Source organism: Pseudomonas sp. SWRI99 (assembly GCF_014270125.1).
GTDB classification, from domain to species: domain Bacteria; phylum Pseudomonadota; class Gammaproteobacteria; order Pseudomonadales; family Pseudomonadaceae; genus Aquipseudomonas; species Aquipseudomonas hamedanensis.
This window is the reverse complement of sequence record NZ_JABWQR010000007.1, coordinates 70,165-94,674: the sequence shown is the minus strand read 5'-3', so window position 1 is coordinate 94,674 and position 24,510 is coordinate 70,165. Positions and strand designations below refer to the sequence as shown.

At 61.1% G+C, this 24,510-nt stretch carries 22 protein-coding genes; 8 read left to right on the top strand and 14 right to left on the bottom strand.

Going from position 1 to position 24,510, the window contains the following annotated elements; translation table 11 throughout:
- The first annotated feature begins 35 nt into the window (after positions 1 to 35).
- Both HU743_RS07935 and HU743_RS07930 read left to right on the top strand, forming a co-directional pair.
- The gene (locus HU743_RS07935; protein WP_186647991.1) at positions 36 to 1,061 is read left to right on the top strand and encodes a putative 2-aminoethylphosphonate ABC transporter substrate-binding protein; all 1,026 of its coding nucleotides are present in this window, start codon (positions 36 to 38) and stop codon (positions 1,059 to 1,061) included.
- Positions 1,062 to 1,224: 163 nt separating this feature from the next.
- Positions 1,225 to 2,373 (top strand): TIGR03364 family FAD-dependent oxidoreductase, encoded by a 1,149-nt coding sequence (locus tag HU743_RS07930; RefSeq protein WP_186647989.1) that lies wholly within the window; start codon positions 1,225 to 1,227, stop codon positions 2,371 to 2,373.
- Positions 2,374 to 2,522: 149 nt separating this feature from the next.
- Here HU743_RS07930 and HU743_RS07925 read toward each other — a convergent pair whose 3' ends face one another.
- Together HU743_RS07925 and HU743_RS07920 are read right to left on the bottom strand one after the other, a co-directional pair.
- Positions 2,523 to 3,899: a GTPase/DUF3482 domain-containing protein gene (locus HU743_RS07925; protein ID WP_186647987.1), complete on the bottom strand. Its 1,377-nt coding sequence runs from the start codon at positions 3,897 to 3,899 to the stop codon at positions 2,523 to 2,525.
- On the bottom strand, positions 3,892 to 5,265 hold the full coding sequence (locus HU743_RS07920) for a DUF2868 domain-containing protein (RefSeq protein WP_186647985.1): 1,374 nt from the start codon (positions 5,263 to 5,265) through the stop codon (positions 3,892 to 3,894). The genes HU743_RS07925 and HU743_RS07920 overlap by 8 nt, the downstream gene beginning before the upstream one ends.
- A gap of 85 nt (positions 5,266 to 5,350) precedes the next feature.
- Between HU743_RS07920 and HU743_RS07915 the strand changes: the two genes are divergently transcribed.
- On the top strand, positions 5,351 to 5,869 hold the full coding sequence (locus HU743_RS07915) for a dihydrofolate reductase (protein ID WP_186647983.1): 519 nt from the start codon (positions 5,351 to 5,353) through the stop codon (positions 5,867 to 5,869).
- Between the two features lie 94 nt (positions 5,870 to 5,963).
- Here HU743_RS07915 and HU743_RS07910 read toward each other — a convergent pair whose 3' ends face one another.
- The gene (locus tag HU743_RS07910; RefSeq protein WP_186647981.1) at positions 5,964 to 7,352 is read right to left on the bottom strand and encodes an L-cystine transporter; all 1,389 of its coding nucleotides are present in this window, start codon (positions 7,350 to 7,352) and stop codon (positions 5,964 to 5,966) included.
- 242 nt (positions 7,353 to 7,594) lie between these two features.
- Between HU743_RS07910 and HU743_RS07905 the strand changes: the two genes are divergently transcribed.
- On the top strand, positions 7,595 to 8,656 hold the full coding sequence (locus HU743_RS07905; RefSeq protein ID WP_186647980.1) for a haloacid dehalogenase-like hydrolase: 1,062 nt from the start codon (positions 7,595 to 7,597) through the stop codon (positions 8,654 to 8,656).
- A 163-nt stretch (positions 8,657 to 8,819) separates the two neighbouring features.
- Here the strand turns inward: HU743_RS07905 and ilvD are convergent, their stop codons facing one another.
- From ilvD to HU743_RS07875, 6 genes are all read right to left on the bottom strand, one after another.
- On the bottom strand, positions 8,820 to 10,661 hold the full coding sequence (ilvD, locus tag HU743_RS07900; protein ID WP_186551228.1) for a dihydroxy-acid dehydratase: 1,842 nt from the start codon (positions 10,659 to 10,661) through the stop codon (positions 8,820 to 8,822).
- Between the two features lie 255 nt (positions 10,662 to 10,916).
- Positions 10,917 to 12,149 carry a multidrug effflux MFS transporter gene (locus HU743_RS07895; RefSeq protein ID WP_186647978.1) on the bottom strand — a complete coding sequence of 411 codons (1,233 nt, stop codon included), beginning with the start codon at positions 12,147 to 12,149 and terminating at the stop codon, positions 10,917 to 10,919.
- Positions 12,142 to 13,119, bottom strand: coding sequence for a diiron oxygenase (locus HU743_RS07890; RefSeq protein ID WP_186647976.1), 978 nt, complete (start codon positions 13,117 to 13,119; stop codon positions 12,142 to 12,144). Before HU743_RS07890 ends, HU743_RS07895 begins: the two co-directional genes overlap by 8 nt.
- Positions 13,116 to 14,198, bottom strand: coding sequence for a SagB family peptide dehydrogenase (locus HU743_RS07885; protein WP_186647974.1), 1,083 nt, complete (start codon positions 14,196 to 14,198; stop codon positions 13,116 to 13,118). The genes HU743_RS07890 and HU743_RS07885 overlap by 4 nt, the downstream gene beginning before the upstream one ends.
- A 426-nt stretch (positions 14,199 to 14,624) precedes the next feature.
- On the bottom strand, positions 14,625 to 15,821 hold the full coding sequence (locus HU743_RS07880) for a class I SAM-dependent rRNA methyltransferase (RefSeq protein ID WP_034153685.1): 1,197 nt from the start codon (positions 15,819 to 15,821) through the stop codon (positions 14,625 to 14,627).
- Between the two features lie 208 nt (positions 15,822 to 16,029).
- Positions 16,030 to 16,569, bottom strand: coding sequence for a type 1 glutamine amidotransferase domain-containing protein (locus HU743_RS07875; protein ID WP_186623339.1), 540 nt, complete (start codon positions 16,567 to 16,569; stop codon positions 16,030 to 16,032).
- Positions 16,570 to 16,795: 226 nt separating this feature from the next.
- Between HU743_RS07875 and HU743_RS07870 the strand changes: the two genes are divergently transcribed.
- Genes HU743_RS07870 through HU743_RS07860 form a run of 3 tightly spaced genes read left to right on the top strand, consistent with a single transcriptional unit; the run spans position 16,796 to position 18,813 of the window.
- Positions 16,796 to 17,608 carry an HDOD domain-containing protein gene (locus HU743_RS07870; protein ID WP_186551268.1) on the top strand — a complete coding sequence of 271 codons (813 nt, stop codon included), beginning with the start codon at positions 16,796 to 16,798 and terminating at the stop codon, positions 17,606 to 17,608.
- Positions 17,609 to 17,620: 12 nt separating this feature from the next.
- Positions 17,621 to 18,433, top strand: a complete 813-nt coding sequence (mutM, locus tag HU743_RS07865; RefSeq protein WP_186647972.1) for a bifunctional DNA-formamidopyrimidine glycosylase/DNA-(apurinic or apyrimidinic site) lyase — start codon at positions 17,621 to 17,623, stop codon at positions 18,431 to 18,433.
- Between the two features lie 56 nt (positions 18,434 to 18,489).
- Complete coding sequence (locus tag HU743_RS07860; RefSeq protein ID WP_186647971.1) at positions 18,490 to 18,813, top strand: multidrug transporter; 324 nt, start codon at positions 18,490 to 18,492, stop codon at positions 18,811 to 18,813.
- Positions 18,814 to 18,939: 126 nt separating this feature from the next.
- Here the strand turns inward: HU743_RS07860 and HU743_RS07855 are convergent, their stop codons facing one another.
- The 5 genes from HU743_RS07855 to HU743_RS07835 form a co-directional block, all read right to left on the bottom strand.
- The gene (locus HU743_RS07855) at positions 18,940 to 19,191 is read right to left on the bottom strand and encodes a YfhL family 4Fe-4S dicluster ferredoxin (RefSeq protein WP_046487844.1); all 252 of its coding nucleotides are present in this window, start codon (positions 19,189 to 19,191) and stop codon (positions 18,940 to 18,942) included.
- Positions 19,192 to 19,353: 162 nt separating this feature from the next.
- Positions 19,354 to 19,833, bottom strand: coding sequence for a pantetheine-phosphate adenylyltransferase (gene coaD / locus HU743_RS07850; RefSeq protein WP_042606545.1), 480 nt, complete (start codon positions 19,831 to 19,833; stop codon positions 19,354 to 19,356).
- A gap of 115 nt (positions 19,834 to 19,948) precedes the next feature.
- Positions 19,949 to 21,544, bottom strand: a complete 1,596-nt coding sequence (locus HU743_RS07845; RefSeq protein ID WP_186647970.1) for a GMC family oxidoreductase — start codon at positions 21,542 to 21,544, stop codon at positions 19,949 to 19,951.
- Between the two features lie 123 nt (positions 21,545 to 21,667).
- A complete protein-coding gene (locus HU743_RS07840; protein WP_186647969.1) occupies positions 21,668 to 22,213 on the bottom strand; it encodes a twin-arginine translocation pathway signal protein in 546 nt (181 codons plus the stop codon).
- Positions 22,214 to 22,243: 30 nt separating this feature from the next.
- The gene (locus HU743_RS07835) at positions 22,244 to 23,674 is read right to left on the bottom strand and encodes a coniferyl aldehyde dehydrogenase (protein ID WP_186647968.1); all 1,431 of its coding nucleotides are present in this window, start codon (positions 23,672 to 23,674) and stop codon (positions 22,244 to 22,246) included.
- Between the two features lie 148 nt (positions 23,675 to 23,822).
- Here HU743_RS07835 and HU743_RS07830 point away from each other — a divergent pair, with 148 nt between their 5' ends.
- Complete coding sequence (locus HU743_RS07830) at positions 23,823 to 24,494, top strand: TetR/AcrR family transcriptional regulator (protein WP_186551217.1); 672 nt, start codon at positions 23,823 to 23,825, stop codon at positions 24,492 to 24,494.
- The last annotated feature ends 16 nt before the right edge of the window (positions 24,495 to 24,510 follow it).

The following is a 24,510-nucleotide window of genomic DNA, read 5'->3' as shown; positions in this document are numbered from 1 at the left end:
ATCACACCTTCAACGCTCAAGACAGGAATCCGCTCATGTTCAAGCCTATGGCCCTGGCCGCTGCTGTGCTCGCGACGTTCAGCCTGAATGCCTTCGCGGCAAAAACCGAGTTGACGGTGTACACCGCCCTCGAAGCCGAGCAACTGAAGTCCTACAAGGAAGCCTTTGAAAAGGCCAACCCGGACATCGGGATCAAATGGGTGCGCGATTCCACCGGAATCATCACCGCCAAACTGCTGGCTGAAAAGGCCCGGCCGCAGGCGGATGCGGTGTGGGGCCTGGCGGCGTCCAGCCTGGCGATTCTTAATCAGCAAGGCATGCTGCAAAGCTATGCGCCGAAGGATCTGGACAAGATCGGCGCGAACTACCGCGACGCCGCCAACCCGCCGGCGTGGGTCGGCATGGATGTCTGGGCCGCGACGATCTGCTTCAACACCGTCGAAGCCGAGAAGCAGGGGCTGACCAAGCCGGTGAGCTGGCAGGACCTGACCAAACCTGAGTACAAGGGCAAGATCGTCATGCCCAACCCGGCCTCGTCCGGTACTGGTTTTCTCGACGTCAGCGCCTGGCTGCAAACCTTCGGCGAGCCGCAGGGCTGGGCCTATATGGACGGTCTGCACCAGAACATCGGCCAGTACGTTCACTCCGGTTCCAAGCCTTGCAAACTGGCGGCAGCAGGCGAGTTTCCAATCGGCATTTCCTTTGAGTATCCAGCCGTACAGTTGAAGCGCCAAGGCGCGCCGCTGGACATCATCCTGCCGAAGGAAGGCCTGGGCTGGGAGATCGAAGCGACAGCGGTGATCAAAGGCACACCGCATGAAGAAGCGGCGAAAAAGCTGGCTGATTTTTCGGCGAGTGCCGAGGCGATGGATTTGTACAAAGAAAACTTCGCCGTGCTCGCCCAGCCGGGGATCGCCAAGCCGCAGACCGAATTGCCGGCCGATTATGAGCAGCGCCTGATCAAAAATGACTTCGCCTGGGCGTCGAAGAACCGCGACGCGATCCTGGCCGAGTGGCGCAAGCGCTATGACGGCAAGTCCGAAAAGGTTGTCGCCAAGTAACTGACTCACACATCCTGTGGCGAGGGAGCTTGCTCCCGCTGGAGCGCGAAGCGGTCCCAAATTCTGCAAATGAGTAGTGTCAGGCACTCTACATCTGCTGAAGTTGACTGCTGCGCAGCCGAGCGGGAGCAAGCTCCCTCGCCACAAAAGCGGGATTGACTCTATGACACACCCCAAAGACCTGCTCATCATCGGCGCCGGCATCCTCGGCCTCTCTCATGCCTACGCCGCCGCCAAACGCGGTCTCAAAGTCGCGGTGTTCGAACGCACCGCCACCCCCCTCGGCGCCTCGGTGCGCAACTTCGGCCAGGCATTGGTCACCGGCCAGCCACCCGGCGCGATGCTGGAGCTGGCCAGGGCCAGCCGCGAAATCTGGGGCGACTGGGCGCAACTTGCCGGCCTGCAGATCAAGCGCAACGGCTCATACCTGTTCGCCCGTAACGAAGCCGAAGAGCATCTGCTCGAAGCCTTCTGCGCCGGCCGCGCGATCGAGCACGGCTACAACGTTGACCTGCTGCGCGGCGCCGCCCTGCGTGATCTGTACAACGGCCAGTTCAGCCATCACCGCGCGGCGCTGCACGGCATCGACGATCAACAGCTGTATTCGCGCGAAGCGATTCCGGCATTGGTTGACTACCTGCGGCGCGACCTCAACGTCGAGTTCCACTTTTCCACACTGGTGCGCGACGTTGAATCGGGGCGTCTGAGCAGCACTGCCGGCGACTTCACTTCGCCGCAAATCATCGTCTGTTCCGGTCACGACTATCAAACCCTGCTGGCCGAGCCGATCGCCGCACTCGAGCCGCGAATCTGCCAGTTGCAGATGCTCCGCGCAAAACCGCAAATCGAGCTGAATCTGCAACACGCTGTGCTCACCGGTTTGAGCTGTGTGCACTACGGCGCGTTCGCCGATTTGCCGGAAGCAGCGGCGGTGCAGGCACAGATCTGTCGCGATCAGCCACACCTGCACGCCAACGGCATTCACCTGTTGATCAGCCCGACCCCCTATGGCGAACTGATCATTGGCGATTCGCATCATTACGGCAGCGATGCCTCACCGTTCAACGCCGAGCAGATCGACAACTGGATGCTCGAACTGGCCGAGCAGACGCTGGGCTGCAAGGTGCAAGTGGTCGAGCGCTGGCAGGGCGTCTATGGTGCTCGCGGGCCGGCGCCGTTTTCGTTCCTGCGCCCAGCACCGGGTTTGAGTGTGGCGCTGATGCACAGCGGCGTCGGCATGAGCGTCGGCCCGGCGCTGGCCGAGCGCAATATCGTGCAGCTTTTGGAGGAGGCAGGAACGACCCACAGATGATCCCGCGCAGAGAAAGCGGCGCGACTGCTTGTGGGTAAGCCTCTGAACCGCGGTGCTGCATTCGCGAGCAAGCTCGCTCCCACAGGGTTTTGTGTTGTGACCACTACAATGTGGGAGCGAGCCTGCTCGCGAAGAGGCCAGACCAGTCGCTATAAATCTTTGGCCAAAGCCTCAATCTGCTCCTGCCGCTCCGCCTGATTCAGTTTCGGATGCGGATTGAGCGATGACCACTGCGGATGCGCCCGGGCCTTGTTCAAGGCTTCGGGCAACTTGCCCTCGCGCCAGGTCTTGTCCACAGGCGTGGCCACCTGAATGCTGTCCAGCGCCGCATGCCCGCGCTGATCAAGCGCCAGCAACAGCTGCCGCTGGCGCAACGCCAACAGGCGCAGCACCGCATCGTCCACCGTCAATTCCCGCTGGCCCTTGATCTTGCCGAGCAGGCGGCTGCCATAACTGCGCGCCGTTTGCAGCGCGCCACCGGCAATCGCCCCGGCCAATGCCGCTGCGCCGAGGGTAATTCCGCCCACCAGCAAATCCACGCCGGCCCCGGCCGCGGCCCCGGCAGCAATACCGCCGCCAACGCGTACGCCGAGTTGCTTCAGGGTCTCGGGGTTGAACAAGTCATCGCCCCAACGCCCATCAAGCAACGGCAGATCACTGGCGGCCGCGTCCTGGGGGCGGAACGCGTAGAGTTTGAGCAGCGCCTCGACACAACGCTGTTCGCGCTGACGCACCGCTTTGCGCAACTCACTGATCGCTTGCTGCTCCTGCTCGGCTTCGCTGACCACACTGCGACGGCACGCGGCGCAGTCGATCAATAATTCGGCAATCAGGCGCGCCGCACTTTGCTGACGCGCCAGGCGCTGCGCCTGTTGGTCGGCAATCAAGCGCTCCAGCTGCGGCCGGGCGTTTTCCAGCAGCAGCGCGAGGCTTTCGTACAGTCGGCGCTCACCGTCCTCGGGCGGCGCAACGCTGTCAAAACGCACCAGCGCATGCAGCCCCAGCCGCGCCAATGCTTCGCGCCAATCCGGCTCGCGATGGTTGGCACTGCTGACGAAATTGAGCACCGGCAGCAGCGGTTTGCCGCAACTGGCGAGCACTTCCAGTTCATCGCGATATTTCGCCAACACCGGTTCACGGGCATCGATCACATACAGGCCGGCATCCGAGGCGAGCAGTTGCCGCAGCACTTTGGCTTCCTGCTCGAAACGCTGGCGCGCCTCGCTGCCGTCGAGGAACCGCGCCAGTCGCGCCGGGCCGTCGAGGCGTTCGCCGGGGCGTTCCAGGCGCTCGAGAAAATCCAGCAGGGCGATGGCGTCTTCCAGCCCCGGCGTGTCGTAGAGGTCGAGCAACGGCTCGCCATCCACCGACAGCCGCGCGCCCTCGACGTGCCGGGTGGTGCTCGGTCGATGGGAGACTTCGCCGAAACCGACATCGCGGGTCAGCGTGCGCAGCAGCGAGGTCTTGCCGACGTTGGTGTGGCCGACCACCGCGAGTTTCAGCGGTGCCTTGCGTGCATCAGTCATGTCCGCTCTCCAGCCAGTTCATCGGCGCGCAATCGGCGAACGGCAACTCCAGCTGTTGCAGCGCGACGTGCCAGTCACCCAGGCGTTCGGCGTCCAGGCCTTCGCCGGGTGGCGCTTGCAGCAGCCAGACCCGGGTGGCGCCGGCATTGCGGGCCAGTTCAGCGATCAAGGCGAGGCTGCCGCGATCCGGCGAGCGCCGCGGATCACACGCAATCGCCAACCGCGCCGGCGGGAAGCGGCTCAGTTGTTCGAGGAGTTTGTGGCGGGATTCGCGGCTGTCGAGGATGCCGGCATTATTGACGTTTTTCGGCAGCGCGGGCGGCCATGGGCGCTGCTCGTCGAGTTCGATGGCGACCAGCAGCGCGCCTTCGCTGGCCAGCTCGCCGGCCTGGCTTTCGACGCGATGCAATTGCGCCGGCTCCGGGTCGTTGACGCCGAGGCGTTCGCTGGTCGGCATCAGCCGCTCGCGCAGTTGTGCGTAGCCGGGCAAATTCAGGTCCAGACGCAGCGAGGCTTTGCCGCTGTTCCAGCGCCAGAAACACAACAGCGCCAGCAGCAGTCGCGGCAGCACGCCGTACACCATCAGCACACCGACCAGCCAGCTCGCCCAGGCCTGCCGGGCGCTTTCGATGTCGAGGGCGCCGTTGCCGCTGGCGCGGATCATCTCGACCGTCGGCACGTTGAAGCCGATCAGCGAAGGCAGATAGCCGAGGGCCTGGGTGATAGAGATAAACGTGTCGGCGCCGAGAATCGTGGTCTCCCAGACGAAGCCGTAGCGCCGGGTCGCCATCAGCGTCAGCAGCAGGATCAGCGCGCTGAACATCGCCAGTAGCCACAGGCCATTGACCAGCGTGCCGAGCGCCCAGCGGTTGAGTTTCTTGCGTTGCAGCATCAGCAGCAGGGCCGGCGCCAGTTGCGCGGCTTTGGCGTCGCGGGCAAGTTTTTCGCTGAGCCACAACCACAAACGCCCGAGCGTGGCGCCGTGTTCGCCGGCAAAGATCAAGCCCAGCGCCCAGCTCAACAACAGAATCAGATTGATCCCGAGCAGACTGCCCAAAGCCCAGAACACATTCACGGGCGTCTGCCCGAGTGCGGCGAAGGCCAGACCGGCGCCGCTCAGCACCGCGAAGATCATCAACAACACCAGCGCCAGACGCGCGCCTTGCAGCCAGTGCTTGAGCGCAGCCGTCAGTCCGTCGCGTTCGGCCAGCCATAACGCACGGCGCTGAATGCGGCCCGGCAGATCGCCGCCGGCCGCACGGGCCAGCCGATTGGCTTCCAGGTCGTCCAGGGGGCCTGCGTGTTCTTCGCGCAGGCGCACGGTTTCAGTCAGCCAGAGGTTTTGCAATGGAGTCAGTTCAGTCACGCGGCGTCCCGTTGCTTGATCGAGCGCTGAGCATAACCGCTGTGGCGCTTATCGGGGTAAGCGCGGCTCTGGTATCCTCGCCGGCATGACTAAATCACTCCCTTTAAGCCTGATCGCAGCCCTCGGTGCAAACCGCGTGATCGGCGTCGACAACAGCATGCCCTGGCACCTGCCGGGGGACTTCAAATACTTCAAGGCGACCACGCTCGGCAAGCCGATCATCATGGGCCGCAAGACTTGGGATTCGCTCGGTCGGCCACTGCCGGGGCGCTTGAACATCGTCGTCAGCCGCCAGCCAGAGCTGGTGCTTGAAGGCGCCGAGGTTTATCCGTCGCTTGAGGCAGCAGTGGTTCGCGCCGAAGAGTGGGCGAAAGAGCAGGGCGTTGATGAGTTGATGTTGATTGGCGGGGCGCAACTGTATGCGCAAGGCTTGGCACAGGCCGATCGGCTGTACCTGACCCGCGTGGCGCTGAGCCCGGAGGGCGACGCGTGGTTTCCAGCGTTTGATTTGAGCGAGTGGACGCTGGTCTCGAACGTGCCGAATCCGGCTGAGGGCGACAAGCCCGCGTACAGCTTTGAGGTTTGGGAGAAAAAGCAGCTTTGAGCCTCAAGCTACAAGCTGCAAGTAAAAGCTGATTGGCTTGCAGCTTGCAGCTTGCAGCTTGCAGCTTGCAGCTTGCAGCTTGCAGCTTGCAGCTTCAGCTGACTAGCTGCGCATGCTCATCGGCATCCAGCAATTCTTTATCCGTCTGCTGCATCACCTGGCTGGTAATCGCACCCGCGGTAATCGAGCCACTCACGTTCAGCGCGGTACGGCCCATATCAATCAGCGGCTCGACCGAAATCAGCAGCGCCACCAGTGATACCGGCAAGCCCATCGCTGGCAGCACGATCAGTGCGGCGAACGTCGCGCCGCCACCGACCCCGGCCACACCGGCCGAACTCAACGTGACAATCGCCACCAGCGTCGCGATCCACAGCGGATCCAGCGGGTTGATGCCGACCGTCGGCGCCACCATCACTGCCAACATCGCCGGATAGAGACCGGCACAACCGTTCTGGCCGATGGTCGCACCGAACGAAGCGGCGAAACTGGCGACCGACGACGGAATGCCCAGACGACGTGTCTGCGCTTCAATGCTCAGCGGAATGGTCGCCGCGCTGGAGCGGCTGGTGAACGCGAACGTCAGCACCGGCCAGATTTTGCGGAAGAAACGCAGCGGGTTGATCCCGGCCGCCGATACCAGCACGCCGTGCACCACAAACATCAGGCCCAGGCAGAGGTACGACACGACTACGAAGCTACCGAGCTTGATGATGTCCTGCAGGTTGGAGCTGGCGACCACTTTGGTCATCAGCGCCAGCACGCCGTACGGCGTCAACTTCATCACCAGACGCACCAGACGCATCACCCAGGCTTGCAGGGTGTCGATGGCATTGATCACTTTCTGACCTTTTTCCACGTCGTCCTTGAGCAACTGCAGGGCAGCAACCCCGAGGAACGCTGCGAAAATCACCACGCTGATGATCGAGGTCGGCTTTGCCCGCGCCAGGTCGGCGAACGGGTTCTGCGGAATGAACGACAGCAGCAGTTGCGGCACATTCAGGTCGGCGACCTTGCCGGCGTAGTCGTTCTGAATGGTTTGCAGGCGAGCCATTTCCTGGGTGCCAGCGACCAGACCTTCAGCGGTGAGGCCGAACAAATTGGTCAGGCCGATGCCGATCAATGCGGCAGTGGCCGTGGTGAACAGCAGCGTGCCGATGGTCAGGAAACTGATTTTGCCCAGCGACGAAGCGTTGTGCAGACGCGCCACGGCACTGAGGATCGAGGCGAATACCAGCGGGATGACGATCATTTGCAGCAACTGCACGTAGCCGTTGCCGACCAGATCAAACCAACTGATCGAGGCTTTCAGCACCGGATTGCCGGCACCGTAAATCGTGTGCAGCGCCACGCCGAAGGCCACACCCAGAACCAGCGCGAGCAGGACTTTTTTCGCCAGGCTCCATGAGGTGTGGCGGGTCTGCGCCAGGCCCAAGAGCAGGGCGAGGAACACCAGCAGGTTGAGAATCAACGGTAGGTTCATGAGGACTCCAGGAAAGACTGTGCCAACAGCCGTCCGGGGCTGCTGCGAACCGATAAGCCTAACAGCTTGATTTGCAATGAATTAATACCAAAATCGCAGGCTCTCCGTCGTTTTTGGAATAAGCGCGTGTCGTTCTCGGCAAAGCATCTGGCGTAAAACGGACGCGGACGGTCGCTGGCAGGCGAAGTTCGTCATATCGATTTGTTACGGTCGAGCTCTTTCAACGCGGGGAGTAGAGGCTTATGAAGTTCGCACCGAAATATCTGGCTGTTGCGCTGAGTGTGGGTCTGGCCTTCGCCAGCCAGGCCTTTGCCACTGACCTCAAACACTGGCCGGCGGATCAGGCCAAGGCGCTCGACGCGATGATCGCCGCCAATGCCAACAAGGGTAACTACGCGGTGTTCGACATGGACAACACCAGTTACCGCTACGACCTCGAAGAATCCCTGCTGCCGTTCATGGAAAACAAGGGCCTGATCACCCGCGACAAGCTCGATCCCTCGCTGAAACTGATGCCGTTCAAGGACACCGCCGAGCACAAGGAAAGCCTGTTCAGTTACTACTACCGCCTCTGCGAAATCGACGACATGGTCTGCTACCCGTGGGTGGCGCAGGTGTTTTCCGGTTTCACCCTCAAGGAACTCAAGGGCTACGTTGATGAGCTGATGGCGTCGGGCAAACCGGTGCCCGCGACTTACTACGAAGGCGATGTGGTGAAGACACTTGACGTCAACCCGCCGAAAATCTTCACCGGTCAGCAGGAGCTGTACAACAAGCTGATGGAGAACGGCATTGAGGTCTACGTGATGACCGCGGCCTCTGAAGAATTGGTGCGCATGGTCGCGGCGGATCCGAAGTACGGCTACAACGTCAAGCCGCAGAACGTTATCGGCGTTTCGCTGCTGCTCAAGGACCGCAAGAGCGGCGAACTGACCACCGCACGCAAGCAGATCACCGCCGGCAAATACGACGAGCAGGCTAACCTCGGCCTGGAGCTGACCCCTTATCTGTGGACCCCGGCCACCTGGATGGCCGGCAAGCACGCCGCGATCCTCACTTATATCGACGAATGGAAAAAACCGGTGCTAGTGGGTGGCGACACCCCGACTAGCGATGGCTACATGCTGTTCCATGATGTCGACGTGGCCAAGGGCGGCATTCACTTGTGGATCAACCGCAAGGACAAGTACATGGCCCAGATCAACGGAATGATGGCCAAGCACGCCGCGGCCCAGGCCAAGCAAGGTTTGCCGGTGACGGCGGACAAGAACTGGGTGATCGTCAAGCCGGAGGATATTCAGTAATACCGCGTCGTCCCCATCGCGAGCAGGCTCACTCCTACAGATTGAAATGCGTTCCCCTGTAGGAGCGAGCCTGCTCGCGATGGGGCCATCATGTTCACCAGCTAAATTAGTCAGGCAAAAAAATGCCCCGCACTTGGCGGGGCATTTTTATGACGCTTAAGACTTACAAGCCGTCGAGCATCGCCTTGTTGCGCACCGCACCCTTGTCGGCGCTGGTCGCCAGCAGGGCGTAGGCCTTCAGCGCTGTGGTCACTTTGCGCGGACGCTGTTCGACCGGTTTCCAGCCTTTCCTGTCCTGCACGATCCGGCGTGCCGCCAGTTCTTCGTCGCTGACCAACAGATTGATCGAGCGGTTCGGAATGTCGATCAGCACCTTGTCACCGTCCTGCACCAGGCCGATTGCGCCGCCGGCCGCAGCCTCTGGCGAAGCGTGACCGATGGACAGGCCCGAAGTGCCGCCGGAGAAGCGGCCGTCGGTCAACAGGGCACAGGCTTTGCCCAGGCCTTTGGATTTCAGGTACGAGGTCGGATAGAGCATCTCCTGCATGCCCGGGCCGCCTTTCGGCCCTTCGTAGCGAATGATCACGATATCGCCTGCTTTCACTTCGTCGGCAAGGATGCCGCGCACCGCGCTGTCCTGGCTTTCGAAGATTTTCGCATTGCCTTCGAAGACGTGGATCGATTCATCGACACCGGCGGTTTTCACCACGCAACCGTCCAGCGCGATATTGCCGTACAGCACGGCCAGACCACCCTCTTTCGAATAGGCGTGTTCGAAGCTGCGGATGCAGCCGTTTTCACGGTCGTCATCGAGGGTTTCCCAACGAGTCGACTGGCTGAATGCGGTTTGCGTCGGAATGCCCGCAGGACCTGCCTTGAAGAAGTGATGCACGGCTTCGTCGGTGGTTTGGGTGATGTCCCACTTGGCGATGGCCTCTTCCATGCTGCGGCTGTGCACGGTCGGCAGGTCGGTGTGCAGCAGACCGCCGCGGGCCAGCGAGCCGAGGATGCTGAAAATGCCGCCGGCGCGGTGCACGTCTTCCATGTGGTACTTCTGGATATTCGGTGCGACTTTGCATAGCTGTGGAACGCTGCGCGAGAGACGGTCGATGTCGCGCAGGTCGAAATCGATTTCGGCCTCCTGGGCGGCAGCGAGCAAGTGCAGGATGGTGTTGGTCGAACCGCCCATGGCGATGTCGAGCATCATCGCGTTCTCGAACGCCTTGAAGTTGGCGATGTTGCGCGGCAGTACCGACTCGTCGTTCTCGCCGTAGTAACGCTTGCACAGCTCGACGATGGTCCGGCCGGCCTGCAGGAACAGCTGTTCGCGGTCGCTGTGGGTGGCGAGGGTCGAACCATTGCCCGGCAAGGCCAGGCCCAGCGCCTCGGTCAGGCAGTTCATTGAGTTGGCGGTGAACATGCCGGAGCACGAACCGCAGGTCGGGCAGGCGCTGCGCTCGTACTCGGCGACTTTCTCGTCGGACGCGCTGGAGTCGGCGGCGATCACCATGGCATCGACGAGGTCGAGACCGTGGGCGGCGAGCTTGGTCTTGCCGGCTTCCATCGGACCGCCGGAAACGAAGATCACCGGAATGTTCAGGCGCAAGGCAGCCATCAGCATGCCCGGAGTGATCTTGTCGCAGTTGGAAATGCAGACGATGGCGTCGGCACAGTGGGCGTTGACCATGTACTCGACGGAGTCGGCGATGATCTCGCGGCTCGGCAGCGAATAGAGCATGCCGTCGTGGCCCATGGCGATGCCGTCATCCACGGCGATGGTGTTGAATTCTTTCGCTACACCGCCGGCGCGTTCGATTTCACGGGCGACCAGTTGACCCAGGTCCTTGAGGTGCACATGGCCCGGCACGAACTGGGTAAACGAGTTGGCAATGGCGATGATCGGCTTCTTGAAGTCGTCATCTTTCATCCCGGTGGCGCGCCACAGTGCGCGGGCGCCGGCCATGTTGCGGCCGTGGGTGGATGTTTTCGAGCGGTAATCTGGCATGGAGCACTCCGGGCGGCTAATCAGGTACTTAAGGGGAGTGAGCTTCTGTTGACCTCAGGGACACTCAGAAATGGCCGTGTGTCCGGAAGTTGCCGATGACGTTGCGGGATCGCCGCTGGTCTCAGCCTGAGCTCATAAACCCGCCGGGGATGAATGGCGATGAATCCAGCGATTCTACACCGCTGGCGTCTGGAGGGAATGGCGCAACGTGTTGTTCCCCCGCTGTCACGGTGTGCGGAATGACGACCGGCAGGTTTATGGGCGTCTCGGTTGCGCAACGCCATGGCCGGCCAGGTGTGTTCGGCGGCGGCTGATCCACTGGTTCAGCAGCAGCGCCACGCCGCTGAGCAGCAGGAAACTGCACGCCAGGGTCGATTGAAGGTTGGTGGGGCTCAGGCTGATCAGCGCGCTGATCAAACCGCCGCAGATGAAAATGATGATGCTGCCCGCCGAAGCCGAGGTGCCGGCGATGTGCGGAAAAATATCCATGGCCCGCGAGGTGGCGGCCGGGCGAGCGATGGTGGTGCCGGCGGTACAGATCAGCATGGGAATCAGCACGCTGGTGATGGTCAAGGTGAAAGCGGACGACAGGATGAGCATCACCAGCCCTGACAACAGAATCAGACTCAGCCCTGCGACGATTTGCTCCTCGGGGTTTATCCGTCGGCTCAATACTGTGGCGACCAGGCCGCCGACGACGTAGGCCGCACCGTAAGCCAGCAGAACCAGCGAGAAGTCATACGGCGCCAGTTGCAGTTGATCCATGAAAATCAACGGCGATATCACGATGAACGAAAAGTGGCAGGCGAACGCAAATGCCGAGATCAGCCAGTAGCCGACAAACTCGCCGTTGCCCAGCACTTTGCGATAAGAACGAATGAAACCCAGCGGCCTGTCCCGGTGTGTCGGGCGGTCGTTGTGCAGAAACCACCAGGCTTTAAGCCATACCAGCGCCGCCAGCAGCGTGAACAGCCAGAAACTGCCACGCCAGCCGAGGGTGGCCTGTAAAAAGGTGCCGGCCAATGGCGAGACCGAGATGAAGATTCCTGTGGCCGTGACCATCAGGATGCGCAGACGGTCACGTTCCTCGCCTTCGAACAGATCCTGGACCAGCGCCTGGGACAGGACGAAGCAACCGCAACCCAGCGCCTGCACCACCCGAAAGATCAGGAACACGGTGTAGTCGCTGGTCACCACGCAGCCAAGGGCACCGACCATCGAGACCGTCATGCCGGTCAGTAACAAGCCTTTGCGGCCAATGGCGTCCGACAGCGGGCCAATCAGCAACTGGGCGAACGCGATGCCCAGGGCGAACAGGCTGATGGACAGCGCTATGTCCGCCGGGGTGTGGTGAAAGTGAGCGGCCAGGGCTGGAAAGGAAGGCAGCAGCACATCCAGTGGAAACACCCCCAGCAAGACCATCGCCAACAAGAGACTGACCGCCCCGCGTTTTTGCCGCGAGGTGACCGCAGAGCTGTTTTCATTCATCGATCAGTCCCGCCTTGGCGAAGCGTTTGCAGTTGTTGGGCAAGGCGAAAAAACCGGCCTTTTTTAATGCATGCAGGGTCGCGATAGCGCCGTTTCTGGCGCGCAGGCGTTTGGCTTCCCGGTGGGTCAGGCTGGCGAGAATCTCCTCGATCGCTTCGTCGCCGATGCCGGCCCCGCGCAGGCTTTGCTGCAACCAGCCTTCATCGACCTCAAAGAAAATTCCGAGGATGTCCACCAGCGTCCGGGCCGCAAATGTGCGCCGCCGGGCGTTCAGGGTCAGCCACAGGTAATGGAACACTTCGCTGAAATAGCGGCTGTGCCGCGCCTCGTCGGTCAGGTGGTCGCGCAGCATGTCGCTGACGCTGGACACCAGACTGTCCCGGCACACATCCAGCAATTCCCGGGCGATGATGGTTTCCGAGACAAAGCCCAGCAGAAACCAGGCCAGCGGGCGATGGCTTTCGGGCGTGCGGGCGATCAGGGCGTTGAGTCGGGTGATCCGCAACGGCATGACCGGACGCCCGGTGAAACCGTAAAAACCGGCAATCTGTTCGGCAAGACGATTGGAGAACAGTGCGTGGTAGCCCTCGTCGGTGTACAGCTGCAGGGCGGCGGTTTTCATTTGCGCCGGAACGAACATCGGCAGTTCTTCGTGAACGATGACTTCGACGGCACGATTGACGATGCGGTGTTCGAGCAGCGTCGTGTAATCGAGAAAATGCACCAGATGATTGGCGCACAGGCGATGCGCCACAACACTGCCGGCGGCGACGATGGCCGGATGGGCCAGATAGGGCAGGAACGTCGGCGGAAACCAGAACCGTGCTTGCAGTTGTTCCTGCAGGTCGTCCGGCAACTGGTAATCGTGTTGGCTGTTACGCACCGAGGCGCGACGGTCCCAGTCACCCAGGGTGAATCGCAGGGCCCAGGAAACAGGCGGCGTATCCTGAGCGTCGGTGAGTGTGCTCATGGCTGCGACTCACAGGGCTGTCGCTGCAACAGCTCGCGCATTTCCAGGCACATCGCTTCGCCGTCGCTTTCGCCGCAGCCGACAAAAAACAAGGGTTGTTCTGCGCGGCCTGCAACCTTTAGCAACGCCTCGACCTGCGCGTCGGCAAAAGCGCCCGTCAGCCAGGTGCCGAGGCCCAGCGCCGTGGCGACCATCTGCAGGGTTTGCGAGAGATGGCCGGCCTCGACGAAGGCCATTCGATAGGCGCGCGAATGTTGGTATTTCCACCATAGCTTGTCGAACCGGGCCGTGATGAACAGCCCCAGCGGCAGGTTATTGATGAAATGCTGCCCACCCAGCAACAGGCCCAGCGGAGATTGCAGCTGCGGACTCACCGGTGTCAGCGCATGTCTGTCCGGGTGGTAAGCGTAAACCCCCGGCTCCAGGCCATCGACATGCTGGGCGAGGACAAAGCATTCGCAGGCGTTCAAGCCGCCGCCTGAAGGGCTGCTGCGTCGTGCTTCGAGGCCTTCGGCGATGCCGTCCCCGGAAGGATCGCGCTCACGCAGATAGCCGAAAGACCAATACAGCAGGGTGCTGGCATCGGCGAGTGAAACGGCGCGACCCGTGAATGAGCGACAGGTTTTCCGTCGGGTCAGCACGTCGGTCAGGCTGTCAGGGTCCGGGATGGCGGGTGTGGGGAGGGCGATGGTTTCACCCAAGGGGTTGGGCAGGCGTGTGGTATCAGGCGCAGGGCTGGCCAGCACGTCGTTGCAGTGTTGGAGGTATTGCCTGGCCCATTCATCGATCGTTTGCGGGTTTTTTTGGCTGGGGATGTTTTGTGTACCGATATGAAAGATTCTCGACAGCTCATCCCAGCCCCATGGCGGAATATCCGTCTTCTGCGAAGTTAATATACCGGCATCCAGTAGTTGCAGGTCGATGTTGTTCTGTTTGTCGAACAGGCCGGGGTTGTTGATGAGTTGGCCGAGGCGTGACGAGTGTTCCAGATCCAGTTCGTACTGAATATGGTCTTTATAGTTCCAGACGATTTGGGCAGGCGTGCGCGGTAATATAAACAAATAAGGATTGACGTGCATGTTGGAGAGTCACTCTGGTTGAATGTCTTGTAGACGCCGGATTGCCGGCACTCTCCGGCGTCTAGACGTGCTTAGCGGGCTTTAGGCGCTACCAGAAATGCCAGGTTTGCGATTTTGTTGCTTTCCATAGAAATAACTTTCATAGCATGAACTCCTTGTTCGTTTGATAGTTGAAGTCGCCTCATGGCGACAACTCAATAATAGTTTGTAATGGAATATTCGCAAGCGGATATTAAGTAGGAATATTCCAACGATTTTGTCGGACTTGTCGTGCGTCGAGCGTTAACTTGTAGGATAAGTTTGAGTAATTAATTATGCAGGGAAATTTCCTGCGTTCCAGTGGGAACCTAATGTAGGAAGTTGCCAGTTGGAAGGGGCGCGCAAAAAAAAGGGGAGCCGCTGGCTCCCCGTTCAATCGCGTGTCAATCAGCTGTTGGGCAGCAGACGGCAGGTGATGCTCTTGATGTAGCGCGTTTCGGCGATGGCCGGGTGTACCGGGTGATCCGGACCCTGGCCACCGCGCTCGAGCAGCTGGATATTACGATCCAGGTGGCGGGCGCTGGTCAGCAGGATGTTCTGCAGGTCATCTTCCGGCAAATGCATGGAGCACGAAGCGCTGACCAGAATGCCGTCCTTGTTGAGCAGGCGCATGGCTTGCTCATTGAGGCGGCGGTAGGCGCCTTCGCCGTTTTTCATGTCCTTCTTGCGTTTGATGAACGCTGGCGGATCGGCCACGATCACGTCGAAACGCTCTTCGCTGGCCTTCAGTTCTTTCAAGGCTTCGAAGACGTCGCCTTCGATGCAGGTCATCTTGTCGGCAAAGCCGTTCAGCGCAGCGTTGCGCTCGACACCATCGAGGGCGAACGCCGATGCGTCCACGCAAAACACTTCGCTGGCGCCGAATGCGGCAGCCTGCACGCCCCAGCCGCCGATGTAGCTATAAAGGTCGAGGACGCGTTTGCCTTTGGCGTAAGGCGCCAGGCGCGCGCGGTTCATGCGGTGATCGTAAAACCAGCCGGTTTTCTGCCCTTGAATGACCGGTGCTTCGAACTTCACGCCGTTCTCTTCCAGCGCGACCCATTCCGGAACCAGACCGAACACGGTTTCGACGTAGCGGTTGAGGCCTTCGGCGTCACGCGCGGCGGAATCGTTCTTGAACAGAATGCCGCTTGGCTTGAGCACTTGGGTCAGCGCGGCGATCACGTCGTCTTTGTGCGCTTCCATGGTGGCAGAGGCGATCTGCACCACCAGGATATCGCCGAAACGGTCGACCACCAGGCCCGGCAGCAGGTCGGAATCGCCATAGACCAGGCGATAGAACGGCTTGTCGAACAGGCGCTCGCGCAGCGACAGCGCAACGTTCAGGCGGTGCACGAGCAGGGATTTGTCCAGCGCCACTTTAATGTCGCGCGACAGCAGGCGGGCACAGATCAGGTTGTTCGGGCTCATCGCAACGATGCCCAGCGGCTTGCCGCCGGCGGCTTCGAGGATGGCTTGATCGCCGGCATTGAAGCCGTGCAGCGGCGTGGCGGCGACATCGATTTCGTTGCTGTAGACCCACAAGTGGCCGTTGCGCAGGCGACGGTCGGCGTTGGCTTTGAGGCGCAGGCTAGGCAGGGACATGACGTCGCTCCGGAAAAAAGAGCGGGAGTATAGCGTGTTGCTCGGCCTGTTTGGCTGGTGAATGGACCTGTGGCGAGGGAGCTTGCTCCCGCTGGGCTGCGCAGCGGCCCCAAACCATTACATGGCCGGCCAGTGAAAGCCGGGTCGCAGGGTTTGCGTCTGCTGCGCAGCCGAGCGGGAGCAAGCGCCCTCGCCACAGGTGGGCATGTTACGCCGCCAGCGCGTCAATCAAGGCCTGACTGAACGCCGGCACATCATCCGGCTGGCGGCTGCTGATCAAATTGCCGTCCTTGACCACCTCTTGATCGACCCAATTCGCACCGGCGTTGACCAGATCGTCCTTGACTGTTTTATAGCTGGTCATGGTTTTGCCATTGACCAGGCCCGCCGAGATCAGCAGCCAGCTGCCATGACAGATCACGGCAATCGGTTTGCCGGCCGAGGCGGCAGTCTTGACCAGATGCTGAGCGTCCTGATCGATGCGAATGGTGTCTGAGTTCTGCACGCCGCCCGGCAGTAGCACGGCATCGTATTGATCGATGCTCACGGCCTGGAAGGTGTTGGCGACCGGGAAGTCGTCCGCCGGTTTGTCATGGTTCCAGCCTTTGACCGTGCCGGCCTCGGCCGAAAGAATATCGACCTGCGCGCCAGCCTGTTCGAGGGCGTCCTTGGGACCTGTCAATTCAACCTGCTCGAAACCGTCGGTTACCAAAAAAGCGACGCGTTTGCCGCTGAGGGAAATTGCCATCGGTAAGCTCCTGAGTCTGTGGGAGTTTGCTTCGCGCCGGACCACAACGGTGCGACGCGCCCTACAGAGTCCGAAGCCTGCGCGCGGATGAAAGTTCCAGCGATGTGCCTGCCGGTGTGTCGCCCTGCGGTTTCAGCGGTTAGAATCGCCGCCTGTCCCAGAGTGTGTACTTATGTCCCAAGAGCTGACCACCGAACAGATTCAACAATCGCTGCAAGGCATCAGCGTGCCGGCGCAACCGCAGATCATGGTGGATCTGCAAATGGAGCAGTACATGCCCGACCCGGACCTGGAGGTGATCGCCAGGCTGATCTCCCAGGATCCCGGCCTGTCCGGCGCGCTGTTGAAAATCGTCAACTCGCCGTATTACGGCCTGAGCAACAAGATCACCTCGATCCAGCGCGCGGTGAACCTGCTGGGCAGCCGTTCGATCATCAACCTGATCAACGCGCAGTCGATCAAGGGCGAGATGAATGACGACACCATCGTCACCCTCAACCGTTTCTGGGACACCGCGCAGGATGTGGCAATGACCTGCCTGACCCTGGCCAAGCGCATCGGCACCCAGGCCGGCGACGAAGCCTACGCGTTGGGCCTGTTCCACGACTGCGGCGTGCCGTTGATGCTGCAACGCTTCCCCAATTACATGACCGTGCTGGAAGAGGCCTACGCCAGTGCCAGCCCTGACTGCCGGGTGGTTGATACCGAGAACCGCGTGTTCAACACCAACCACGCCGTGGTCGGTTACTACACCGCCAAGTCGTGGCGCCTGCCGGAGCATGTCAGCGCCGCCATCGCCAACCACCACAACGCATTGGCGATTTTCAGCGACGAATCGTCGAAGAACAGTCAGCTGAAAAACCTCTTGGCGATTCTGAAAATGGCCGAGCACATTTGCGCCTCGTACCGGGTGCTGGGCAACCAGACCGAGGATTTCGAATGGCAGGCGGTCGGCCCGCTGGTGCTCGATTACGTCGGTCTGTCGGACTACGACTTCGAAACCCTCAAACAAACCATCCGCGACCTCGGCGCGCATTGATCCGAGGAAGCCATGCCTGAATTGCCGGAAGTCGAAACCACCCGCCGGGGCATTGCTCCGCATCTGGAGGGCCAGCGCGTCAGCCGGGTGATTGTGCGTGACCGGCGGTTGCGCTGGCCGATCCCTGACGATCTCGATGTGCGTCTGTCGGGGCAACGTATCGTGCTGGTCGAGCGGCGCGCCAAGTACCTGCTGATCAATGCCGAGGTCGGCACCTTGATCAGCCACTTGGGCATGTCGGGTAATCTGCGTCTGGTCCAGGTTGGCTTGCCGGCGCTCAAGCATGAGCACGTCGATATCGAACTGGAGTCGGGGCTGGCCCTGCGCTACACCGACCCACGGCGTTTCGGTGCAATGCTCTGGAGTACCGACCCGCTCAACCACGAATTGCTGATTCGCCTCGGGCCGGAGCCACTGACCGATCTATTTGATGGCGAGCGCTTGTTCCAGCTGTCGCGCGGGCGCTCGATGGCGGTCAAGCCGTTCATCATGGATAACGCGGTGGTGGTCGGGGTGGGTAATATTTACGCAACCGAAGCGCTGTTCGCCGCCGGGATTGACCCACGTCGCGAGGCCGGGGGGATTTCCCGGGGGCGTTACCTGAAGCTGGCGATCGAGATCAAACGCATCCTCGCCGCAGCCATCGAGCGTGGTGGTACGACGCTGCGGGACTTTATCGGCGGTGACGGCCAGCCGGGGTATTTCCAGCAGGAACTGTTTGTTTACGGCCGAGGCGGTGAACACTGCAAAGTCTGCGGTACCGGGCTGCGGGAAGTGAAGCTGGGCCAGCGCGCCAGCGTGTTTTGCCCGCGTTGCCAGACCTGAAAAAATCCTCCGGTCTATAGTGAGAAGTCTCACTGTACAGCCCGAAGGATCGTGCCATGAAAGTCCTGCAAGTCCTCTTCATCACTGTGCTGCTGTGTTCCAGCCTGCTGGCTCAGGCTTCGGAAAGCGGCAGCGGTGATCCGCGCTACACCATCCAGAATCCTCCGGCTTACGCCATGCTCGGCGACTTGCTGATTGCCCGACCTATGCTGGTGGTGGCAACGGTGATCGGTGCGGGGGCGTTTGTGGTGTCTCTGCCGTTTACCGCGTTGGGTGGCGGTGTGGGGGATGCAGGGCAGGCGCTGGTGGTGGATCCGGCGAAGGCGGCGTTTGTGCGGTGTCTGGGGTGTACGGGGGAGGGGTTCGAGCAGCGCGAGTGAGCTGATCAGGGATTTTTTGGGTGCTGCTGATTGCCTCATCGCGAGCAGGCTCACTCCTACAGTTGAAACCCGTTCCAATGTAGGAGTGAGCCTGCTCGCGATAGCGTCGGTAAAGGCGCTGAAGGCTCAGGCCTTGCCGGTAATCTTGCGGTACTTCGCCATCAACTGCTCTTCCGTCTCCGGATGGGCTTCGTCCAGCGGAATGCAATCCACCGGGCAGACCTGCTGGCACTGCGGTTCGTCGTAGTGGCCGACGCACTGGGTGCACAGGTTCGGGTCGATCACGTAGATCTCTTCGCCTTGGGAGATGGCGGCGTTCGGGCACTCGGGTTCGCAGACGTCGCAGTTGATGCAATCGTCGGTGATGATCAGGGACATGCTAACTCCAGCCGGGGCGGCACGCCCGGGCGCTATAAATCAATGCGCGCAATTGTGCCGCATTGGCGCTCGCAGTGCACGCGGGGGCGATCAAGGGCACTCGGCTGCGATCATTTCAGGATCGAAAGATCGTCTGATCGCAGCCCGAGCCTTCGGCAGCGCTTACTTTTTAAAGCGCAGGGTCAATGCGTCGGCTACGGCCGGGTGAACGAACTTGCTGATATCGCCACCCAGCGCGGCAATTTCCCGCACCAGTGTCGACGAGATGAACGAGTAACGCTCCGACGGGGTGAGGAACAGGCTCTCCACATCCGGGGCCAACTGGCGGTTCATGTTGGCCAGCTGGAATTCGTACTCGAAGTCCGACACCGCGCGCAGGCCACGCAGGAACACATTGGCGTTCTGCTCCTTGGCAAAATGCGCGAGCAGCGTCGAGAAACCGACCACTTCCACGTTCGGCAGGTGTCTGGTGACCTCGCGAGCCAGTTCGACCCGTTGTTCCAGCGGGAACAGCGGGTTCTTTTTCGGGCTGGCGGCGACCGCAATGATCACGTGATCGAACAGGCGCGAGGCGCGTTCGACCAGATCGCCATGGCCCTTGGTAATAGGGTCGAAGGTACCTGGGTACAACACTCGGTTCATCGCGTCGTCCTGGCGGGAGTCCGTTGGGGAGTCGGATGGTATCGCAGCCTTCCCGGTCGGCCAAGTCGCCTGTTGGGTAAGAAAGCACTATAGACGATGGCAATATTGCGAAAATTCATGGGTTTTGCAGCCGGTCGACAAGCGCCGTGGCCAGTTGCGCGGTCAGGCCATACACCGACAACTGCGGGTTGGCGCCGATGCTGGTGGGGAACAGCGAGCCGTCGTGAATCGACAGATTACTGAGCTGATGATGGCGACCGAGGCTGTCGGTGACCGCGTTTTTCGGGTCCTCGCCCATCGTGCAGCCGCCCATGACGTGGGCGCTGCCCAGTCGCGTGCGGTACAGCTCGAGACTCAGGCCATCGATCAGTGTGCGAGCTTCGCCAAGGGTCTTCACGTAACGCGCATCGGCGTGCATCGGCATTACCGATTGCGCGCCACCGGCGAACTGGATTTCGGCCATGACGTGAAAGGCCCGACGCAGCCCCTCCCAGGCGTAGGGCGAAACCTGATAGTCAAGCACTGGCGAACCGTCGCTGCGCAATTCGACCGAGCCACCCACGCTGTCAGGGTGAAAACCGTCGCGCAGCAATGCGAGCATCGCGTGGGTGTGTGGCAGATCGCCCATGTGTTGTGCGTTTTCCTGACCAAAACCACCGAGTAAGGTGGCCGCGAGCGCCGGGTGCAGCGGCGGTACTTCCAGCTTGAACGCCATCGGTCCGGTGGTGCCGTCCTTCCACTGAAAATGGTCGGAATAAATCGATTGCGGCGCGCCGTAAAACGGATTGACCACATCGGCGAAGCGCGCGGCGGACATGTTCACCGGGTGCAGAAAGGTTCGCTTGCCCAGGCATTTATGCGGATCCGGGGCATCTGAGCGCAGCAACAGCGCCGGGCTGTTGATGCCGCCGCCGGCCAGTACGTAGTGCCGCGCCTTGACCGTGATGCGGCGTCCGGTCGGTTCGACGCAGCGTTCGTCCATCGCCACGCAATGCAGGCTGGAGACCTTGTCGCCGCTGATCAGCAGCTTTTCCACCCGCGCCAGATACAGCAGCTCGCCGCCCTTTTCCAGCGTTGCGGGGATGGTCGTGACCATCATCGATTGCTTGGCGTTGCTCGGGCAGCCCATGCCGCAATAACCGAGGTTCCAGCAGCCGCGTACGTTGCGCGGAATCACGTGCCAGCTGTAGCCGAGCTGTTCGCAGCCTTTGCGGATCACGTCATTGTTGGCGTTGGGCGGAACCCTCCACGGGGCCACGCCCAAGCGCTGTTCCATCTTTTCGAACCACGGCGCCATCTCTGCCGGGCTGTGGCCTGTGACGTTGTGTTCTTTGGCCCAGTGTTCGAGGGTCGGCTCGGGCGTGCGGAAACTGGACGTCCAGTTGATCAGCGTCGTGCCGCCAACTGCGCGGCCCTGCAGGATGGTGATCGCGCCGTCCTTGCTCATGCGGCCGATGCCTTCCTGATAGAGGCTGCTGTAGGCCTCGTCTTCGAGCAGTTTGAAGTCGGAACTGGTTTTCAGCGGGCCTTCTTCGATCAACAGGACCTTGTAGCCGGCCGCGCTGAGGATTTCCGCCGTGGTGCCACCGCCGGCGCCGCTGCCGATGATTGCCACATCGGCTTCAAGGCTGAGGTCGTCGGTCAGTTGCGCGCCGTTGTAAGTTTTCCAGCCTCGGGCGAGGCCTTCGCGGAAGGGGTCGGGTACGGGCATCGATCAGGTTCTCTGGTTTTTATTGTTTTTTGAGGGCCTCTTCGCGAGCAGGCTCGCTCCCACATTCTGAAATGCATTTTTCCTGTGGGAGCGAGCCTGCTCGCGAAAGCCGCGACGCGGTTGTCAGATCTTCGGCGGCCCGGGATAACCGCAATGAGCCCAGGATTCGGCGCGGGTATACCAGGCCATCATCACCATTTGCTGTAACGAGCTATGGCCCATGCGCAGCAGGCTCAACGAACTGTTTTCCCAGCGCTCGAGAAAACTGCGCATCGCTTCGGGACTGGCATTTTCCCAACTGCCCCAAATGCCGGTCAGCGGCCCACGGGTCACGGCCATGCCCAGCACGTCGAACAGTTGCCGGGTGAGCTTGAGCATTTCCGGCGACAGGCGATCAAGGCTGTAGTCCAGCGACTTGAGCGTGCCGTCCACCGCAGCGGGCATGTTCGCCGCGGCCACGGCGCCGTCAAGCATCACTGGGATCAGTGCGCGCAAAAACAACAGGTCGCCGTCGCGCAGCGCGACGAAGCCGTTGGCCATAACGCTTGAAGAGCAGCCGCTGAGGCTCGCCCCAAGCCCGGCGGTGGCGAGAAACGCCGTGGCGCCGAGGCTGAATTTCAGCAGGCCACGGCGCGACAGGGCAGGTGTTTCGGTCAGGCTTGGGTGCATTGTTTTTATTACCCGGGCAGTGACAGCTATTTAGCGGATGAACAGCTTCTGGATCAGCTTCTGGATCGATGTGCCGTACGGCGGGTAAATCAATCGCGCCGCGTTGAAGCGCTGTTTGATCAACACGCCTTTGGCCTTGCTGAAAGTCAGAAAACCTTCGTGGCCGTGGTAATGCCCCATGCCTGAAGGGCCGATGCCGCCAAACGGCATGTCGTCTTGTGCCACGTGCAGCAGGGTGTCGTTGAGGCACACGCCGCCCGAATGGGTTTCGTGCAGCACGCGCTGCTGTTCGCGTTTGTCGTAGCCGAAATAGTAAAGAGCCAGAGGACGAGGCCGCTGATTGATGTAAGCAAATGCCTGCTCCAGATCCCGATACGGCACGATCGGCAGCAGCGGACCGAAAATTTCGTCCTGCATCACGGTCATCTCGTCGCTGACATTCAACAGCACGCTGTGCGGCATGCGTCGGCCCTGGCCTTGCTCGAACAACGGAATCAACAGCGCACCCTTGCTGGTCGCGTCGCTGACATAGCCGTTGAGGCGCGCCAACTGGCGGTCGTTGATGATCGCGGTGTAATCGGCGTTGTCCGCCAGGCTTGGGTAAAAGCCCTGCACGGCTTGGCGATAGGCTTCGACGAAGGCACCGATGCGGTCTTCCGGCACCAGCACGTAATCGGGGGCGACGCAGGTCTGTCCGGCATTGAGGGTTTTGCCGAAGGCGATACGCTCGGCGGCGTCCTTGAGGGGGACCTCGCGGGACACGATGGCCGGGGACTTGCCGCCCAGCTCCAGGGTGACCGGGGTGAGGTTTTCTGCGGCAGCGCGCATGACATGTTTGCCGACGCTGGTGGAGCCGGTGAACAGCAGGTGATCAAAGGGCAGGCGCGAGAACGCCACGCCGACATCGGCCTCGCCGAGCACTACACAGACCAGGTCTTCGGGGAAAATCCGCGCGAACAATTGCTTGAGCAGCAGTCCGGTGGCCGGGGTCGATTCGCTGAGCTTGAGCATCACTCGATTGCCCGCCGCCAATGCGCCGACCATCGGGCCGACGGCCAGGTACAACGGGTAATTCCACGGCACGATCACACCGACCACCCCCAGCGGTTGATACACCACTTTCGCTGAAGCGGGCTGGAAAGCGACACCGACCTTGCGTCGCGACGGTTTCATCCAGCCTTTGAGGTGGCGGCTGGCGTAGTGAATGCCGTGCAGGCTCGGCATCAGTTCGGCGAGCAGGGTTTCATCGGCGCTGCGATGGCTGAAGTCGGCGCTGATGGCCTCGATCAATGCCTGACGCTCGCTGCTCAACAGTTCGCGCAATGCCTTCAGCCATTGCTGGCGCTGTGGGGCGGGTGGCATCGGGTTGAGTGCATAAGCGGCGCGTTGCGCTTCGAACAACCGATCCAGCTCGTCCAGTGGCTGTTGCAACGTCTGCAGATAAGCAATGTCGGCGGTCATCGAAGGCTCCGGATTTTATTGTAGTGGAGGACTTTTTAGAGTCTATGCTCTAGAAAGTCAAATGACTTCCCGGCACAGCAGTGTTTTATCCATTTCCGGTTAGGTCGTAAGATGCTCCGTCTACGCACTCTGAATTAAAGCTCAAGCCATGGCCCCACGAATAAAAACCAGCGAGCGCATCGTGCAGAACAGCCTGGAGCTGTTCAATCAACAGGGCGAGCGCAGCATCAGTACCAACCACATCGCCGCGCACATGGAGATTTCTCCGGGCAACCTGTACTACCACTTCCCTAACAAGCAGGCGATCATCGCTGTGTTGTTCAGCGAGTACGAAGCGCTGGTAGACAGCTTCCTGCGTCCGCCGCAGGGGCGCGCGGCAACCGTCGAAGACAAGCGTTTCTATCTCAAGGAATTGCTGTCGGCGATGTGGCGTTACCGCTTTCTGCATCGCGATCTCGAACATCTGCTCGACAGCGACCCGGAACTGGCTGCGCGTTACCGACGCTTTTCCCAGCGCTGCGTGATCCAGGGCGCGGCGATCTACGAAGGTTTCGTCGCCGCCGGGATCCTGAAAATGGATCGCGTGCAGATCGAATCGCTGACCCTCAACGCCTGGATCATCCTGACGTCGTGGGTGCGTTTTCTGTGCACCACCCGGGAGAATTCCAATCACCTCAGCGAACAGGCGGTAAAGCGTGGCGTGTACCAGGTGCTGGTGCTGGAGGCGGGATTCGTCACCGAGCAGGCGCGTGAGCAAGTCAATGCCCTGTTCGACGAGTTCTACGTACCGCTGGCCCAGGCCCTCGAAGACGTGCAATAAACCGTAGTGTTGAAAG